This is a genomic window from Aeromonas sp. R9-2, from assembly GCF_040908025.1.
Classification (GTDB): domain Bacteria; phylum Pseudomonadota; class Gammaproteobacteria; order Enterobacterales; family Aeromonadaceae; genus Aeromonas; species Aeromonas veronii.
In genome coordinates this window covers 683,500-699,564 of the sequence record NZ_JBFOCX010000024.1, presented here as the reverse complement: position 1 = coordinate 699,564, position 16,065 = coordinate 683,500, and the positions used below count along the sequence as shown (strand labels likewise).

The following is a 16,065-nucleotide window of genomic DNA, read 5'->3' as shown; positions in this document are numbered from 1 at the left end:
TGGGTGGTCAAGCCATTCGCGGGATGATGGCACGGGTGTACCGCTGCCAAACCCTCGGTTACACTGCTCCTCTGCTGTTTTGTGTCGGGAGTGTTCATGAGCAAATTGTTCAAGTTAGCCAGCCAGTTTCAACCCGCCGGGGATCAGCCCACGGCGATTGCCCAACTGCTGGATGGCATCGAGTCGGGGCTGGCCCACCAGACCCTGCTCGGGGTGACCGGTTCGGGCAAGACCTTCACCATGGCCAACGTCATCGCCACCCTGAACCGCCCGACCATGATCCTGGCTCCCAACAAGACCCTGGCCGCCCAGCTCTATGGCGAGATGAAGGAGTTCTTCCCTGACAACGCGGTGGAGTATTTCGTCTCCTACTACGACTATTACCAGCCCGAAGCCTATGTGCCGACCACCGACACCTTTATAGAGAAGGATGCCTCGATCAACGATCACATCGAGCAGATGCGATTGTCGGCCACCAAGGCGCTGCTGGAGCGGCGCGACGTGGTGATCGTTGCTTCGGTGTCGGCCATCTACGGTCTGGGGGATCCCCAGGCTTATCTGAGCATGATGTTGCACTTGAAAGTGGGGGATGTGATCAACCAGCGGGATATCCTGCGTCGCCTCGCCGAGCTGCAGTACACCCGTAACGACATGGCGTTTCAACGCGGTACTTTCCGGGTACGCGGTGAAGTGATCGACATCTACCCTGCCGAATCGGACAAGCTGGCCCTGCGGGTAGAACTCTTTGATGAAGAGGTGGAGCGCCTCTCCCAGTTCGATCCCCTGACCGGCGCCATCGAGCAGACGGTGGTGCGCTATACCATCTACCCCAAGACCCACTACGCTACCCCGCGCGAGACCATTCTGGGGGCTATCGAGCATATCAAGGAGGAGCTGCGCAGCCGCCGCGAGCAGCTGTTGTCCCTCAACAAGCTGGTTGAAGAGCAGCGCATCAGCCAGCGCACCCAGTTCGACATGGAGATGATGCAGGAGCTGGGTTACTGCTCCGGCATCGAGAACTACAGCCGCTACCTCTCCGGCCGTGCGCCGGGGGAGCCGCCGCCCACCCTGTTTGACTACCTGCCGGGGGATGGCCTGCTCATCATCGACGAGTCCCACGTCACGGTGCCGCAGATTGGCGCCATGTTCAAAGGGGACCGTTCCCGCAAGGAGACCCTGGTGGAGTACGGCTTCCGGCTCCCCTCGGCGCTGGACAACCGGCCGCTCAAGTTCGACGAATTTGAAGCGCTGATGCCGCAGACGGTGTTTGTTTCGGCGACTCCCGGCCCCTACGAGCTGGAGAAGTCCGGCGGCGATGTGGTGCAGCAGGTGGTGCGCCCAACCGGCCTGCTCGATCCGGAGATCGAGGTGCGTCCGGTGACCACGCAGGTGGACGATCTGCTCTCCGAGATCCGCAAGCGGGTCGCCGTCGAGGAGCGGGTGCTGGTTACTACCCTGACCAAGCGGATGGCGGAAGACTTGACCGAGTATCTGGCGGAGCACGACGTCAAGGTGCGCTACCTCCACTCCGATATCGATACGGTCGAGCGGGTGGAGATCATCCGCGATCTGCGCCTTGGCAAGTTCGATGTGCTGGTGGGCATCAACCTGCTGCGGGAAGGTCTCGACATGCCGGAGGTGTCGCTGGTGGCGATTCTGGATGCGGATAAAGAGGGCTTCCTGCGTTCGACCCGCTCGCTGATCCAGACCATCGGCCGGGCGGCGCGTAACCTCAACGGCAAGGTCATTCTCTACGGCGATACCATCACCAACTCGATGAAGGTAGCCATTGAGGAGACCGAGCGGCGCCGCGCCTTGCAGCATGCCCATAACCTCAAGCATGGGATCATCCCCAAAGGGCTCAACAAATCCATTGGCGATGTGATGGACATGGGGGGCAGCCGCACGGCAGGCAAACCAGGCAAGGGGATGCGCAAGGCAGCCGAGCCGCAAGGGGAATACCATGTCCGCTCAGCCAGCGAGATTGCCAAAGAGATCAAGCGGATGGAGGAGCAGATGTTCCAGCATGCCCGGGATCTGGAGTTCGAACAGGCGGCGGCACTGCGGGATCAGATCCAGCGGCTGCGCAGCGAGTTGATCGAATCATGAGCCGCAAACGCTGGCTTGTCTGGCAACGACTTCGTCGTCTCTATCAGGGCTTTCGCCATCCCGGTACCCCCTGGTGGGCGAGAGCCCTGGTGATCCTTATCCTGCTCTATGGCATCAGTCCGGTGGATTTTATCCCCGACGTGGTGCCCTTGCTGGGCTGGTTCGATGATGTGACCCTGCTGCTGGTGTTGCTATGGGGTTGGGAGCGTTGTCTTCCCCCTGCAGTGCGCAGCGATCTGGAACAGGCCTCCTAGTTCACCTTTTCAACACCACGCTCGACATCACTCTGTGCGCTCCCACCCTCGAAGGAAGCGGAAAAACGGTTTCATTTGAAGGTGGGCTCTGCAGGATGAAAAAGAGGCTGGCCGGTGATTGTCGCCCGAATGGCATTGGCGTAGACTCCACGCCGTTCACTTTATGGGTATGGAAAAAATGGATCTGATCCTCTTTGCAATCGACTTTATCCTGCACGTTGACGTGCATTTGAAAGAGCTGTTCGAGAACTATGGCGTCTGGGTTTACGCCATCCTGTTTCTGATCATCTTCTGTGAAACCGGGTTGGTAGTGACGCCGTTCCTGCCGGGTGACTCCCTGCTGTTTGCCGCCGGTGCGCTTACTGTGGGCAGCGTGCTGGACGTCCATACCCTGGCGGCCGTGCTGATCATCGCTGCCGTGCTGGGCAACGTGGTCAACTACACCATTGGTCACTTCTTTGGCGAGCAGCTGTTCCGCAACCCGGACTCCAAAATCTTCCGCCGGGATTATCTGGAGAAGACCCACGCCTTCTATGCCAAGCATGGTGGCAAGACCATCATCATCACCCGCTTCCTGCCAATTGTGCGTACCTTTGCGCCGTTCGTGGCAGGGATGGGGGCCATGACCTATCCGCGCTTCCTGGCGTTCAACCTGGTTGGCGGCCTGCTGTGGGTACTCTCCTTCGTCTATGCTGGCCACTTCTTTGGCAATCTGCCGGTGGTGCGTCATAACTTTACCCTGCTGATCTTCGGCATCATCGGTATCTCCCTGTTGCCCATGGTAATTGGCGCAGTCAAGGCCAAGATGAGCACAGCCAAGGCGTAACCAGAAATACGGTCAGCCAGAACGAGAAAGGGGGAGCCATTATGGCTCCCCCTTTTTATCTCCACGTGGTTATCTCCACGTGGGCATGACACTCAGTTGCAGCAGCGTCCTTTCACCAGATTGCCGATGGCCACCACGGTGAAGACCAACAGGTAAGCGGCGAAGATGACAACCAGCCACTGGGGCATGGAGTAACCGAAGAACTGCCAGGTGATCTGGGCACAATCCCCTTCCGGCATAAATAGCCAGGGAAGCCACTGATCGAGCGGAGCCCAGCTCGGGAAGTCGGCAAACGGGCTGCAGACGTTGAACGGGGAGGGGTTGACCTGATAGTCCACATGCTTGAGGGCCAGCTGGAAGCCGCGGAAGGCACTGTAGCCCCACAGCAACATGGCACTCCAGCGAACATACCACTTATCCGGCGCCACCATGCCGAGCAGACCGGCGGCCAGCACCCCCAGGGTCGCCAACCGTTCGTAAACACACATCACGCACGGGGAGAGGCCCAGCACATGCTGGAAGAAGAGGGCGCACAACTCGAGGAACAGGGCTGATGCTGCCAACAGACCCCAGGCCAGCCGATGGGCGGCAATACGGCGGAGAAACTCGATCATCTCATTGATCTCTCAGAAAAAACAGTGGCTGAATTAGAGCAGAGCGGGGCAGAAAAGAAAAGGGCCCTGAAAGGGCCCTCGGAAACCGTCGCAACGGATTAATGCAGCGCTGGCTGTACCGCTGGCAGCGTACTCTCCATCACCAGCCATCCGTGCTGATAGAACCACTCGGTGGCAGGACCAAGCAGCAATTCGACAGAGAAAAAGCCGATCAGCCCCAGCACCAGGGTGTAGGGCAGCGCCATCCAGACCATGCGGCCATAGGAGAGACGCAGCAGCGGCGCCAATGCCGAAGTGAGCATAAACAGGAAGGCGGCCTGACCATTGGGGGTGGCGACCGACGGCAGGTTGGTACCTGTGTTGATGGCTACCGCCAGCAGATCGAACTGGGCGCGGTCGATGGCACCATTGAGCATGGCCGTCTTCACCTCATTGATGTAGACGGTGCCGACAAAGACGTTGTCACTGACCATGGAGAGCACCCCGTTGGCCAGATAGAAGAGGGCCAGCTGGTTCTCTGGTTTGGCTGCCAGTACCAGCTGGATCACCGGCTTGAACAGCTGCTGATCGATGATGACGGCGACCACGCTGAAGAAGACCGCCAGCAGGGCGGTGAAGGGGAGTGCCTCCTGGAAGGCTTTACCCAGCGAGTGCTCCTCGGTGATCCCGGTCAGGGAGGTGGCCAGCACGATGACCGAGAGGCCAATCAGACCAACGGCAGCCAGGTGCATGGCCAGACCGACGATCAGCCAGACCGCAATCAATGCCTGAACGATCAGCTTGGCCTTGTCTTGCGGGCTGCGTTTTGCCTCTTCGTAGCGGTTGTACTCCTCCATGATGGCACGCACCGTGTCCGGCAGGCGGGCGCCATAGCCAAACCAGCGGAACTGCTCTACCAGCACGCATGTCAGCAGACCGCAGATAAAGACGGGGACGGTCACAGGGGACATACGAATGGCAAATTCAGCGAAGTTCCAGCTGGCTTGCTCGCCGATGATGAGGTTTTGCGGCTCGCCCACCAGAGTGCAGACACCACCCAGCGCGGTACCGATGGCGGCATGCATCATCAGACTGCGCAGGAAGGCGCGAAAATCATCGAGATCCTGGCGATTGAGCTCGGCGACTTCCTTATCATCGGTATGGTCATGGCTGTGACCAAACTCCTTGCCGGACGAGACCTTGTGATAGATAGCGTAAAAGCCGGTGGCGACGCTGATCACCACGGCAATCACGGTCAGGGCATCGAGAAAAGCCGACAGGAAGGCGGAGACCAGACAGAAGGAGAGGGAGAGCAGGATCTTGGAGCGTACGCCGATCAGCAGCTTGGTGAAGACATAGAGCAGCAGCTGCTTCATGAAATAGATGCCTGCCACCATGAACACCAGCAACAGCAGCACTTCGATATTCGCGACCAGCTCGTGCTTGACCTGATCGGCGGAGGTCATGCCGATCAACACGGCTTCGATCGCGAGCAGACCACCCGGTTGCAGGGGGTAGCACTTGAGGGCCATGGCCAGGGTGAAGATAAACTCAACGACCAGTAACCAGCCCGCAATGAAAGGATCAAGGTGGAAGGCAATCGGATTGATCACCAGAAATAGCAAGATGGCGCTTTTATACCACTGTGGTGCATTGCCCAAGAAGTTCTTGGCGAATGCCTGCCCTAGGCTTATTGGCATGATAATGGGTCTCAACTTTGTTGTTAGGATCTGCTTCTATGCAGTCAAGGATGATTCGACCTGTGCCTCCGGATGTTGGCCTTTATCTGTCTGATTCCTCGTGATTTTAATCAAAAAGCGTGACGATTATAAATGATAGCCGATGGATCTCTGCCCATGTGTCTGTTTTATAACCACCTTGTCGGGGTTGGCTGGCTCCCTCGTGGCGATTAGATACATATTCCCAACACTATATTTGCCATATGTGAGCAGAGGACTGACCTTATGCTTGCCAGCCATCATCGCTTTGATATCATTCGTCAGCCTTTTTACGCATTACAACAGAGTCAATTCATGGTTATAAAAGCGCAGAGCCCAGCTGGGTTTGCCGAGGAATACATCATCGAGTCCATCTGGAACAATCGCTTTCCTCCCGGATCTATTCTGCCCGCCGAGCGTGAATTATCCGAGTTGATCGGGGTGACGCGGACGACCTTGCGGGAAGTGCTGCAGCGACTGGCCCGTGATGGCTGGTTGACCATACAGCATGGCAAGCCGACCAAGGTGAACAATTTCTGGGAAACCTCCGGCCTCAATATTCTGGAGACGTTGGCTCGTCTGGATCAGGACAAGGTACCTGATCTGATAGCTCAGCTGCTCTCCGCCCGTACCCACATCTGCACCATCTTTATCCGCGGGGCGATCCGTCACAATCCGGAACAGGCCGCCGAGATCCTGCGTGGCGCCGATGGGGTCGAGAACAACGCACAGGCTTATGCCGAGTTCGATTATCGCCTGCACCACCAGCTGGCGTTTGCTTCCGGCAATCCGATCTACGCTTTGATCCTGAACGGTTTCAAAGGGTTGTACAGCCGGGTTGGCAGCTACTACTTCTCCGACAAGCAGGCCCGCGAGACCGCAGATGCCTACTACAAGACCCTGCTCAATCTGGCGGAGACCAAGAACCACGAAGCCGTGTTCATGACGGTGCGTCAGTATGGTATCGAGTCCGGCAAGCTGTGGACCCGCCTGCGTCAGGACATGCCAAGCGATCTGTGCGACAACTGATCCCTTGCCTGTGCTGTCCAAGAAACGCGCCATCCGGCGCGTTTTTTTATTCTGTCGTGTTTGTGTCTATCCTTGATTGGCGGTGGTAATTGCTTGAACTGCATGGATATTTGGCCAAAAAGCTTGATCCAGCGCAAATGAACCCTGCATTTATCACTTTGGTGGCATAGGACCCAACCGCTGATTGAGGTCAAATGGAGGCATCAAGAGCGGAGCCAATATCCGCCAGAAGGAACACACCTTTCACCGGATGAAGGACACAACAATGAGTCTTCTTGAACACACCATCTGGACAGTACTGGGATATGGGGCCATGCCCTTTATCTTTCTGAGCGGATTCGTGGCGGTGGCAGTGACCTGTTGCATGCTGCTGAACGCGTTCGGGGTACAGTCCGCCGAGAAGTGAGTCGCTTCTCCATGCCGCCAAATGCCAGTCTTCGGACTGGCATTTGTTTTTTGTGTCTTTTAAAGCACTTATCCCGGCAGGGAAGGGGAAATCTTTGGTCAGGATGGTCGAACCTGCCGCCGATTTTGATTACACTGGCGCCCGTATTTCCCACTCACCCTTCTCTTATCAGGTGTTCAAGGTTTTCTATGGCTCTCAAGGCAACCGTATTCAAGGCCCAAATCAGTTTGTCTGATATGGATCGCAATCTGTATCAGGACTTCTCCCTCACGCTGGCGCGCCACCCCTCCGAAACCGATGAGCGGATGATGATCCGGCTGGCGGCCTTTGCCTGGCACGCTGCCGAGCGACTGGAATTCACCAAGGGATTGAGCGCCGATGATGAACCCGAGCTCTGGTGCAAGAACTACTCGGACGAAATAGAGCTCTGGATCGAGCTGGGCCAACCCGATGAAAAACGGCTGAAAAAGGCCTGTAACCGCGCCCGTCAGGTGGTGCTCTACCTCTACGGCGGTCGTGGCACCAGCGTCTGGTGGAAGCAGAACCAGGGCAAGCTGAGCCAGCATGACAACCTCAGCATCATCGAACTCTCCGACAGCCAGACTCTGCCGCTAACCGCCATGGTCGAGCGCACCATGCAGCTCACCTGCACTATCTCCGATGGTCAGCTCTGGGTCAGTAAGGGCGCGCTGGAAGTGACGCTGGATCCGGTGGTGCTGATGGGCAAACCGGCCCGCGAACTGTAACGGACGCCGCCCATGTTCAGCGCCCTGCTCAATATCGTCATCCCGGTGTTCGGTGTGGTCGGGCTCGGCGCCCTCTACGGGCGATTGCGACCGGGTGCTGCGCTCGGTTACGTCAATCGGGCCAATATCGAGCTGTTTACCCCGGCGCTGGTCTTCTCCGCGCTGGTCAAGTATCCGCTGGCGCTGGCGGAGCATATGCCGCTGATTGCTGCGGGGGCACTGGTTATTCTGTTACCCGGTCTGCTGCTCGCACTGCTCAAACTCAAAGGGATTGTGCGGGCAGCGCTGATCTTGCCCGCCATGTTCCGAAATACCGGCAATCTCGGTATCCCCTTGATGGTGCTGGCATTTGGCGAGCAGCAACTGGGGGCCATCGTGATCCTCTTTGTGCTCTCCAATCTGCTGCACTTTTCGGTCGGCATGTTTATCCTCTCGGCCAATACCTCCCGCTGGCTGTGGCTGCGCAGCCCGGTGCTGTGGGCCGCGCTGGCCGGTTTGCTGGTGGCCAACCTGCACATTACGCTGCCGGAATATGTGGTGACCACGGCCTCGCTGCTCGGTCAAATCTCGGTACCTCTGATGCTCTTTGCGCTGGGTATTCGCCTGATGGAGGGGGAGCTCGAGCACCTAGGCCTCGCGCTCAAGTGCAACCTGCTCTATCTGCTGGCGGGGGGATTGTCGCTGCTGCTGGCGATCTGGCTGTTGCCGCTCAAGACGGAGTGGATCCCGCTGTTGATGTTGTCGGTTTCCTTGCCCCCTGCGGTGTTGAATTACATGCTCTGCGAGCAGTATCACTGTCAGCCGGACAAGGTGGCCAGTATCGTGCTCGGCGGCAATGCCCTCTCTGTGCTGGTGATCCCGCTGGCGGTCTGGCTGGCACTTCATCTGCCCGGCTAAGCCAGACTGCATTGGTGCGACTCACTGGCCAATTGCTTGATCGAACCGAGTCACAGTCGTTCGCATCTCATCCTTGCAGGGGAAAGTTAGCCTATCAGGATCAGCAAGCTTTTCCATGCCATCTCTGTCCATCATTGCCTCCGTGATACATCTGTCGTCCCCGTATCCGGCCCTGAGCCCCAGGCCTAACGGCGACAGCTATAGTATGAAAAAGAGCTGACTGACACTGTTTAACCAATGCCAGTAAGGGAAACCGGATGAGCACAAGTGAGCAATCTGAGCCTGTGGGGCAGGCAAAATCGCGCTATGACCCGGCATTGCCTACCGGTTATGACTGGCGCAGACACCGCCGTTTTATCCTCAGTGGCGGTGGTTACAAGGCGGAATGTCGCCGTCGCAACTGGTTTCTGGAGTTGCTCAACCCGGTGCCCTATGTGGTGGTGCGCGACATAGCCATCGGCGGCATCGGTATTCTGGGGGCCATACGGTTGAAAGAGGGGGATGAGCTGGTGATTGCCATTCCCTCTGGCGAGAAACTGCGCGGTCTGGTCGTGAGATCCCAGCCAGACCCACTCTTTCCCAAACTCTATCGCACCGGTATTCGTCTGCATCGTTATCCAACGGCCGAGCTGTTTGCCCGCTGGCAAAGTTACATTCAGCCGCAAGATAAAGCGGATTTCGACCATGAGTGCCAAGTCTTGAAACAGGTACACGGCGCGTGAGCCAGATGCCATTTCAGTGGCTGTTTTCCCCACCTTCAGCATGATTTGTCGATGGATTCCGCAGATCAGCAGGCTTGGCTGTCCCGAGTGGTTTATCTTGCTGCATGTGTTTTCATCTTTATGTTTTTATTGAATTTTATCTGTACCTCGGAAGTTGCGGAGGATGCAAATCATTTTCCCTTTTCGTGATCCCCCCCGAAGTAGTTCCCCCTGATATCCCTTAGTATCTGGCCAGCATGACTCCCTTTAGGGGGAGGATAACAAGAACAAAAAGGAATGATGGATGAGATCCGTGAGCAACCAGTGTCTGTTGATGCAGATCCAGCCGACCATCTTGCGCTTTGCCAAGATGCTGGCGAGTGTGCTGCAGCTTGAGGTCGAAATTGTGGATGCCGATATGGTTCGGGTGGCTGGCACCGGGCCCTATGGCAAGTTCTTCGGACGTCAGCTGGAGGGGGATTCCCGCCTGCTGCGCTATGTGATTGATAACCAGCGGGAGAAGATCGTTACCCACACCAGCGATGATCCCGTGTGTGACGGCTGTACCTGCAAGGAGAGCTGTCGTGAGCGCGCCTTCCTCGGGGTGCCCATCATGGTGGACGAGCGCTGTATCGGGGTGATCAGTCTGGTGGCCTTCAGCGACGAGCAGCAGGCGCGCCTCAACAACAATCTGCAGGATGTGTGTGACTATGTGCGCCATATCTCCACCATCTTTGTGGCCAAGTTGCTCGATTCGCGCGGGCTGTCGGACGGGGTCAACAAGGTGTTCCTCAATCTGATGACCAACATGGATCAGGGTTGCCTGCTGCTCGATGAGAAGAGTCAACTGCTCTACGCCAACGAGGCGGCGCTCCATCATCTGGGTTGCCAGCAGGAACAGCTGCTGGGGCGCGAAGTGGGGATCCGCCCGCTCACTTTCTCCCAACAGGGGCTGAGTGGTCATCTTCAGCACATCATCACCTTTGAGGGTCGTCAGGAGCTGATCATCGGCCAGCTACACCATGTGCAGGGGCAGCAACTCTTTCTGATGGCGTTTCACCAGTCCCATTCCGGTCAGGTGCAGGAGCCGGATCCGGATGTGCGGATCGATCAGCTGATCGGCGAGAGCAAGCCGATGCGCACCCTCAAACGACTGCTGCATCGCATCGCCCAGAGTCCCTCCAGCGTGCTGATTTGCGGCGAGAGCGGCACCGGTAAAGAGGTGGTGGCCCGCGCCGTCCATCGCCTGAGTCCGCGGCAGGACAAGCCGTTCATCGCCATCAACTGCGCCGCCATTCCCGAACAACTGCTGGAGAGCGAGCTGTTTGGCTATGTGAAGGGCTCCTTTACCGGCGCTTCCAGCGGTGGCAAGCAGGGCCTTATTCAGGCGGCCCATCAGGGTACCCTGTTCCTTGACGAGATTGGCGATATGCCGCTCACCATGCAGGCCAAGCTGCTGCGGGTGCTGGAGCTGCGGGAGGTGACCCCCATCGGTGCCAGCCGACCGGTGCCGGTGGATATCCGCATCATCGCCGCCACCCACCAGCATCTCGATCAATACATCGCCGAGGGGAAGTTTCGTGAAGATCTTTACTACCGCATCAACGTCATCCCTCTCAACCTGCCGCCGCTGCGGGAGCGGGAAGGGGACGTGGAGCTGCTGACCCACTACTTCCTCAACCTGCACACCAGCCGCATTGGCATCGTCTATCCCGGTCTGGCGCCCGAGGTGATGGCGCTTCTCAAGGGGTATCGCTGGCCGGGCAACGTGCGCGAGCTCAGCAACCTCATCGAATATCTGGTCAACGTCAGCCAGGCGGGCGAAGTGATTGACGCCAGTCTGCTGCCCCCCAATATCATCCGCAATCAGGAGCCCCATCGTGTCACCGCCCAGTCGATCCCGGTGACCAATCTGGATGCGTCGTTCAATGTCCCTGCCACCGCTCCGCTCGCCGCCACGCCGGAGAAGCTGCCTGAACCCGTTCCGGGTGAGAGCGGCCTTGAGAGCATGGAGAAACAGATGATAGAAGAGACCCTGCAGCGGCTCGGCAACAAGAAACTGGCCGCACAGGCGCTGGGGATTGGGATTGCCACCCTCTATCGCAAGATAAAGAAGTACGAGATTGCCGTTCAGAGCTGAGGCGCTGGCGGCATCTATCCGGCCCGTGTCGTTTATCGGATGGCACGGGTTTTTTATGGGAACAAGGTTCTGCGCCATTGCCGAATTGTGCTGAACGGATTGGCGGGGCAGGGGAGTGGCTGCATGGCAGAATGCAAAAAGCCCGCTCGATGAGCGGGCTTTTTTAATCTGGTGCGTCCTAGTGGATTCGAACCACCGACCCCCACCATGTCAAGGTGATGCTCTAACCAGCTGAGCTAAGGACGCAGGGTGCGCAATGCGACTTTTATTTCTTTATGCAGAAGTGGTGGGTTTAATTGGATTCGAACCAACGACCCCTACCATGTCAAGGTAGTGCTCTAACCAACTGAGCTATAAACCCACATCTGGAATATCTGCAAAGTTTTGAAACTGAATGGTGCGTCCTAGTGGATTCGAACCACCGACCCCCACCATGTCAAGGTGATGCTCTAACCAGCTGAGCTAAGGACGCATAATCAGTGTTCTGCAATGGTGCGTCCTAGTGGATTCGAACCACCGACCCCCACCATGTCAAGGTGGTGCTCTAACCAGCTGAGCTAAGGACGCATCACAGAAAAAGTGGTGGGTTTAATTGGATTCGAACCAACGACCCCTACCATGTCAAGGTAGTGCTCTAACCAACTGAGCTATAAACCCACTTTTTCTTACTTCACTACGCCAGCGCTACTGACGTGGACGGCATACTACCCATGCCCCCCAAGGCTGTCAACAGGCCATATGCACAAAGGAGACTGTTTGCCCAGTTCTTGCGCAGCCTGTTGATTTTGCAGGCTAGTTGTCGCTTGCCAAGCCCTGTTACTGGGCTCGCGACAGGGTAGTGCAGGCTTCCGGAGTGGCAAAACGGCCATAGATGTAGCGCAATCTCGCCCCCAGCATCAGGGCCGCACTGGTGAGGCCGACGATAAAGCCGATCCAGAAACCCTGCGGCCCCATCCGTGGCACCAGCCAGTCGGTGAGACCCAGGATCATGCCGGTGGGCAGCCCCAGTCCCCAGTAGGCGACGATGGTGACGTAGAAGATCGCCTGGGTATCCTTGTAACCGCGCAGTGCGGCGGCCGCGACCACCTGCACCGAGTCGGAGATTTGATAGATGGCGGCGAAGAACAGCAAAATGGCCGCCAGGACGATCACCTGCTGATCATCGGTATAGATGGAGGCGATCTGCTCGCGCAGCAGTACCGTCATGGCGGCAGTGGCAGCAGCTATGGCCATCCCCAGCATCAAGCCGGTGCGAGCCGCCACCCGGGCGTGATGGGGTTGCCCTTCACCGATACTGTGGCCGACCCGGATGGTGACACCCACCCCGATGGAGAGGGGCAGCATAAAGACCAGGCTGGAGAAGTTCAGCGCAATCTGGTGGCTCGCCACCGTCTCGGCACCGAAAGGAGCCAGCATCAGGGCCACCACGGTAAACAGGGTCACCTCGCAGAAGATCGCCATGGCGATGGGGAAACCTAAGCGGAACAAGCGCCAGATCCGGCTGCCGTTGGGGCGAGCCAGCTGGGAGAAGAGCCGGATCTCGGTGAAGTGACGGGAGAGCTTCACATAGAGGATCATCGCCAGCAGCATGGCCCACAGCACGATGGCGGTAGCAACGCCACAGCCGACCCCGCCGAGCTTGGGCATGCCGAAGTGACCGTGAATGAAGATGTAGTTGGCGGGAATATTGACCGCCAGCCCGACAAAGCCGATCACCATGGTGGGCATGGTGTGGGAGAGCCCCTCACTGAAGTTGCGCAGCACCTGGAACATCACGAAGGCGGGCAGGCCCCACAGAATTGCGTGCAGATAACCAGTGATCTTGGCCGCCATTACCGGCTCCACATCCATGAACTGCAACGCCAGCGGGCTGTAATAAAGCGCAATCATTGCCAGCGGGGTGACGATCAGTGCCAGCCAGAAGCCCTGATGAACTGCCGGACGGATTGCCTCCCGTTTACGGGCGCCATTGAGCTGGGAGACGATGGGGGTGAGCGCCATGATGATCCCCTGCACCAGCAGGATCACCGGAAGCCAGAAGCTGGATGCCACCGACACGGCAGCCAGATCGACCGCACTCACCTGACCCGCCATCACGGTATCGACGAAGTTCATGGCGACCTGGGCCACCTGGGCGACCAGAATGGGGCTGGCTAGACGGACGAGCTGCTTCGCCTCGGACCAATAACGTTGCACTGACACCTCCGAGTGGATCAGATAAGAGTAAAAAAGAGCGGAAATCGGGAAGAGCCTTTGCACTTTCGGACGAAAGTGCAAAGGGTGGGGGAGGCATTCTAGCCTGAAATTCAGCCAGGACGAAATAGTTGCCGCCCCGGGGGGCAGGATCAAGCGTCTTCGTGATCGCTGATCAGCAGGTTGGCTGCCGCATAGGCTGCCTGTTCACGCAGTTCGGCGGGCACCCGTTCATCGGCGGCGACCGCATTGAGGGCGCGGATAGTGGCGGCGATGGCCTTCGGCACATAGCCCTGCTCGCCGGAGCCAATCTGGTTATAGGCGATACGGATCGCTTCACAACATTGATATACCTGCATTTCTTTTTCCTTGTTTACCCGGATGTGAACGGCGTCACTATAGCGATCGGACGCAAGCTTGTCAGCCTGTACCCTTGTCTCACCCTCTGCCCGAGGTTAACCTGCCCTTTTTGCCGTAACAGGAGACGAGAGATGTTCACTGGCATAGTGCAGGGGACCGCCGAACTGGTGGCCATCGAGGAGCAACCCAACTTCCGTACCCATGTTATCCGCATGCCAAGCCCGGCATGGGGGGAAGGGCTGGTCCTCGGCGCCTCGGTCGCCCACAACGGCTGCTGCTTGACCGTTACCCGGGTAGAGGGTGAGCTGGTCAGCTTCGATCTGATGCAGGAGACCCTGCGTCTCACCAATCTCGGCCTGTTGCAGGTGGGGGACAAGGTCAATGTGGAGCGGGCAGCCCGCTTTGGCGACGAGATCGGCGGTCATGCCATGTCCGGCCATATCATCGGCATGGCAGAGGTTACCTTGGTGATCGACACCCCCAACAACCGTCAGGTGTGGTATCGCCTTGCTCCCGAGCTGATGAAATATGTACTGACCAAGGGGTATATCGGCATCGACGGCATCAGCCTTACCATCGGCGAGGTGCGCGAGCGCGAGTTCTGCGTTCACCTGATCCCCGAGACCTTGGCTCGCACCAACCTCGGTTGGGTGCGCGCCGGCTGGCCGACCAATATCGAGATCGATCCCCAGACCCAGGCCATCGTCGATACCGTGGAGCGGGTACTGGCGGCACGCGGGGGTCACTGAAAGGAAACGGCTCGGTGTCAATCCCCTCATAAGCAAGGGCCTGCAGTGTGCAGGCCCTTGTTATTTACATGGTGAAAATATCCACTCAACTTTCTATGGCTCGCAGTCACAACATCTGCTCAGCTCTTTGCGACTTGCAGGCAAAACAGATGCTCGGCCTTTTGTGACTCGCAATCAAAACAGTTGCTCGTCATCCGCATCCACAAACAGCTGCAAGCAGTCGCGGGCTTCGTCGCGGTGAAGCCGCAGGTGGATCGGATTGCAACAGGCCATGCAATCTTCGTAAAACTCCTGATCACCCTGGCTGGCATCCAGCTCGACCCGGGTATGGTGGCCGCAGTGGGGGCAGACGATGCGCTTGCTGGTGTACTCGATCATGATAACCTCCTCGGGCCATGAGGCCGCCTATCTACCCTGATTCTAGTCGGGCTGCAGGGGGTTAACCGCGAGCAAACGCACGTTTATGACAGAGATCAAGCCTGAGGGATGGCAAGGTGCAACCGGCTGGAGTGGTCGTGTGCGAGAAGAACAATCTGGTTGAGAATGACCGGTAAAAAGAGGGAAATTGCCAACGGTTGTTTGGCAATCACAGGGGGCAGGAGCCCCCTGCGGGTATGAGAGCGCGAGCGCAACAAGGCGCCGATAGGCGCTACTTGACCCAGCTGGCCAGCATCTCGCTATTGAGTTCGGCCAGCGAGCCGAGCTGGTAGTTGGCGATGGCCAAGCGTGGGTCACCCACTAAAGCGGGGTCCGGCACGATCAGCGCAGTCATGGAGGCCGCCTTGGCCGCCAGCAGACCGGTAAAGCTATCTTCGATGGCCAGACAGTGTACCGGTTCCACCCCCAGCTTTTCGGCGGCGTGGATATAGACATCCGGGTGCGGTTTGCCGAAACGCTCCACCTCTGCGGAGTGCACCGCCATAAAGCGATCGCGAATGCCAAGTTTGCCGAGCACCGCTTCTACCATCGCAAAGGGGGAGGAGGTGGCCAGACCCACTTTCAGGCCGCGGGCTTCGATAAGGTCGAGCGCCTCCAGCACACCGGCTTTGGCCTGACCTTCGGAGAGGATCAGTGCGTTGACCCGATCCAGAATGCGCTGTACCACCTCTTCCTGAGTTGGGCCGCTCCACGGGCGCAGGCGATACCAGTGGGCAACCAGCTGATCGATGCGCACGCCGATGGTCGATTCGCAATCCTCTACCGTGTGGGGGTGACCCAGTTCGGAGAAAACGGCGATCTGGGCCCGTTGCCAAAAGGGTTCCGAGTCGATCAGAACACCATCCATATCGAAGATCACGGCAGCTAACATCTTGTACTCCTGACAAATTTGAAGAGGGGATTATA

General features: G+C 58.0%; 16 protein-coding genes and 5 tRNA genes. 10 read left to right on the top strand and 11 right to left on the bottom strand.

The genetic code is table 11. The features are described 5' to 3' along the window. Window positions 1–96 precede the first annotated feature (96 nt). The 3 genes from uvrB to AB5Y71_RS12235 all read left to right on the top strand — a co-directional run bounded on the left by uvrB (window position 97) and on the right by AB5Y71_RS12235 (window position 3,189). Window positions 97–2,109 carry an excinuclease ABC subunit UvrB gene (uvrB, locus tag AB5Y71_RS12245; protein WP_368171681.1) on the top strand — a complete coding sequence of 671 codons (2,013 nt, stop codon included), beginning with the start codon at window positions 97–99 and terminating at the stop codon, window positions 2,107–2,109. Next, the gene (locus tag AB5Y71_RS12240; RefSeq protein WP_368171680.1) at window positions 2,106–2,363 is read left to right on the top strand and encodes a YkvA family protein; all 258 of its coding nucleotides are present in this window, start codon (window positions 2,106–2,108) and stop codon (window positions 2,361–2,363) included. The genes uvrB and AB5Y71_RS12240 overlap by 4 nt, the downstream gene beginning before the upstream one ends. A gap of 178 nt (window positions 2,364–2,541) precedes the next feature. After that, window positions 2,542–3,189: a DedA family protein gene (locus tag AB5Y71_RS12235; protein ID WP_041202713.1), complete on the top strand. Its 648-nt coding sequence runs from the start codon at window positions 2,542–2,544 to the stop codon at window positions 3,187–3,189. Window positions 3,190–3,281: 92 nt separating this feature from the next. Here the strand turns inward: AB5Y71_RS12235 and dsbB are convergent, their stop codons facing one another. Further along, window positions 3,282–3,803, bottom strand: a complete 522-nt coding sequence (gene dsbB / locus AB5Y71_RS12230) for a disulfide bond formation protein DsbB (protein ID WP_005336895.1) — start codon at window positions 3,801–3,803, stop codon at window positions 3,282–3,284. Window positions 3,804–3,901: 98 nt separating this feature from the next. After that, entirely contained in the window at window positions 3,902–5,482 is a 1,581-nt protein-coding gene (gene nhaB / locus AB5Y71_RS12225; RefSeq protein ID WP_120414355.1) for a Na(+)/H(+) antiporter NhaB, read from the bottom strand. A gap of 333 nt (window positions 5,483–5,815) precedes the next feature. On the opposite strand from nhaB, the gene fadR reads away from it, so the two are divergent. The 6 genes from fadR (at window position 5,816) to AB5Y71_RS12195 (ending at window position 11,419) form a co-directional block, all read left to right on the top strand. After that, window positions 5,816–6,529 (top strand): fatty acid metabolism transcriptional regulator FadR, encoded by a 714-nt coding sequence (gene fadR / locus AB5Y71_RS12220; protein WP_026034983.1) that lies wholly within the window; start codon window positions 5,816–5,818, stop codon window positions 6,527–6,529. 265 nt (window positions 6,530–6,794) lie between these two features. Beyond that, window positions 6,795–6,935 carry a TIGR02808 family protein gene (locus AB5Y71_RS12215; RefSeq protein ID WP_005345965.1) on the top strand — a complete coding sequence of 47 codons (141 nt, stop codon included), beginning with the start codon at window positions 6,795–6,797 and terminating at the stop codon, window positions 6,933–6,935. Window positions 6,936–7,123: 188 nt separating this feature from the next. Beyond that, the gene (locus tag AB5Y71_RS12210; protein ID WP_368171679.1) at window positions 7,124–7,681 is read left to right on the top strand and encodes a YaeQ family protein; all 558 of its coding nucleotides are present in this window, start codon (window positions 7,124–7,126) and stop codon (window positions 7,679–7,681) included. A gap of 12 nt (window positions 7,682–7,693) precedes the next feature. After that, entirely contained in the window at window positions 7,694–8,578 is an 885-nt protein-coding gene (locus AB5Y71_RS12205) for an AEC family transporter (protein ID WP_368171678.1), read from the top strand. 257 nt (window positions 8,579–8,835) lie between these two features. Beyond that, window positions 8,836–9,300, top strand: a complete 465-nt coding sequence (locus tag AB5Y71_RS12200) for a hypothetical protein (protein ID WP_257124863.1) — start codon at window positions 8,836–8,838, stop codon at window positions 9,298–9,300. Window positions 9,301–9,583: 283 nt separating this feature from the next. Then, entirely contained in the window at window positions 9,584–11,419 is a 1,836-nt protein-coding gene (locus tag AB5Y71_RS12195) for a sigma 54-interacting transcriptional regulator (protein ID WP_120414354.1), read from the top strand. A 169-nt stretch (window positions 11,420–11,588) separates the two neighbouring features. Here AB5Y71_RS12195 and AB5Y71_RS12190 read toward each other — a convergent pair. From AB5Y71_RS12190 to AB5Y71_RS12160, 7 genes are all read right to left on the bottom strand, one after another. Further along, window positions 11,589–11,665: transfer RNA gene (locus tag AB5Y71_RS12190), tRNA-Val, on the bottom strand. Between the two features lie 38 nt (window positions 11,666–11,703). After that, window positions 11,704–11,780: transfer RNA gene (locus AB5Y71_RS12185), tRNA-Val, on the bottom strand. Window positions 11,781–11,814: 34 nt separating this feature from the next. Next, a tRNA-Val gene (locus AB5Y71_RS12180) sits at window positions 11,815–11,891 on the bottom strand. A gap of 18 nt (window positions 11,892–11,909) precedes the next feature. Further along, window positions 11,910–11,986 (bottom strand) — tRNA-Val (locus AB5Y71_RS12175). Between the two features lie 13 nt (window positions 11,987–11,999). Further along, window positions 12,000–12,076, bottom strand: a tRNA-Val gene (locus AB5Y71_RS12170). Window positions 12,077–12,235: 159 nt separating this feature from the next. Beyond that, complete coding sequence (locus AB5Y71_RS12165) at window positions 12,236–13,615, bottom strand: MATE family efflux transporter (RefSeq protein WP_120414353.1); 1,380 nt, start codon at window positions 13,613–13,615, stop codon at window positions 12,236–12,238. A gap of 149 nt (window positions 13,616–13,764) precedes the next feature. After that, window positions 13,765–13,971: a YaeP family protein gene (locus AB5Y71_RS12160; protein WP_113739999.1), complete on the bottom strand. Its 207-nt coding sequence runs from the start codon at window positions 13,969–13,971 to the stop codon at window positions 13,765–13,767. 132 nt (window positions 13,972–14,103) lie between these two features. On the opposite strand from AB5Y71_RS12160, the gene AB5Y71_RS12155 reads away from it, so the two are divergent. Beyond that, window positions 14,104–14,721: a riboflavin synthase subunit alpha gene (locus AB5Y71_RS12155; RefSeq protein WP_368171677.1), complete on the top strand. Its 618-nt coding sequence runs from the start codon at window positions 14,104–14,106 to the stop codon at window positions 14,719–14,721. A 174-nt stretch (window positions 14,722–14,895) separates the two neighbouring features. On the opposite strand, the gene AB5Y71_RS12150 is transcribed toward AB5Y71_RS12155, so the two are convergent. Together AB5Y71_RS12150 and hxpB are read right to left on the bottom strand one after the other, a co-directional pair. Further along, the gene (locus AB5Y71_RS12150; RefSeq protein WP_005336871.1) at window positions 14,896–15,099 is read right to left on the bottom strand and encodes a CPXCG motif-containing cysteine-rich protein; all 204 of its coding nucleotides are present in this window, start codon (window positions 15,097–15,099) and stop codon (window positions 14,896–14,898) included. A gap of 271 nt (window positions 15,100–15,370) precedes the next feature. After that, window positions 15,371–16,030: a hexitol phosphatase HxpB gene (gene hxpB / locus AB5Y71_RS12145; RefSeq protein WP_368171676.1), complete on the bottom strand. Its 660-nt coding sequence runs from the start codon at window positions 16,028–16,030 to the stop codon at window positions 15,371–15,373. Window positions 16,031–16,065 lie beyond the last annotated feature (35 nt).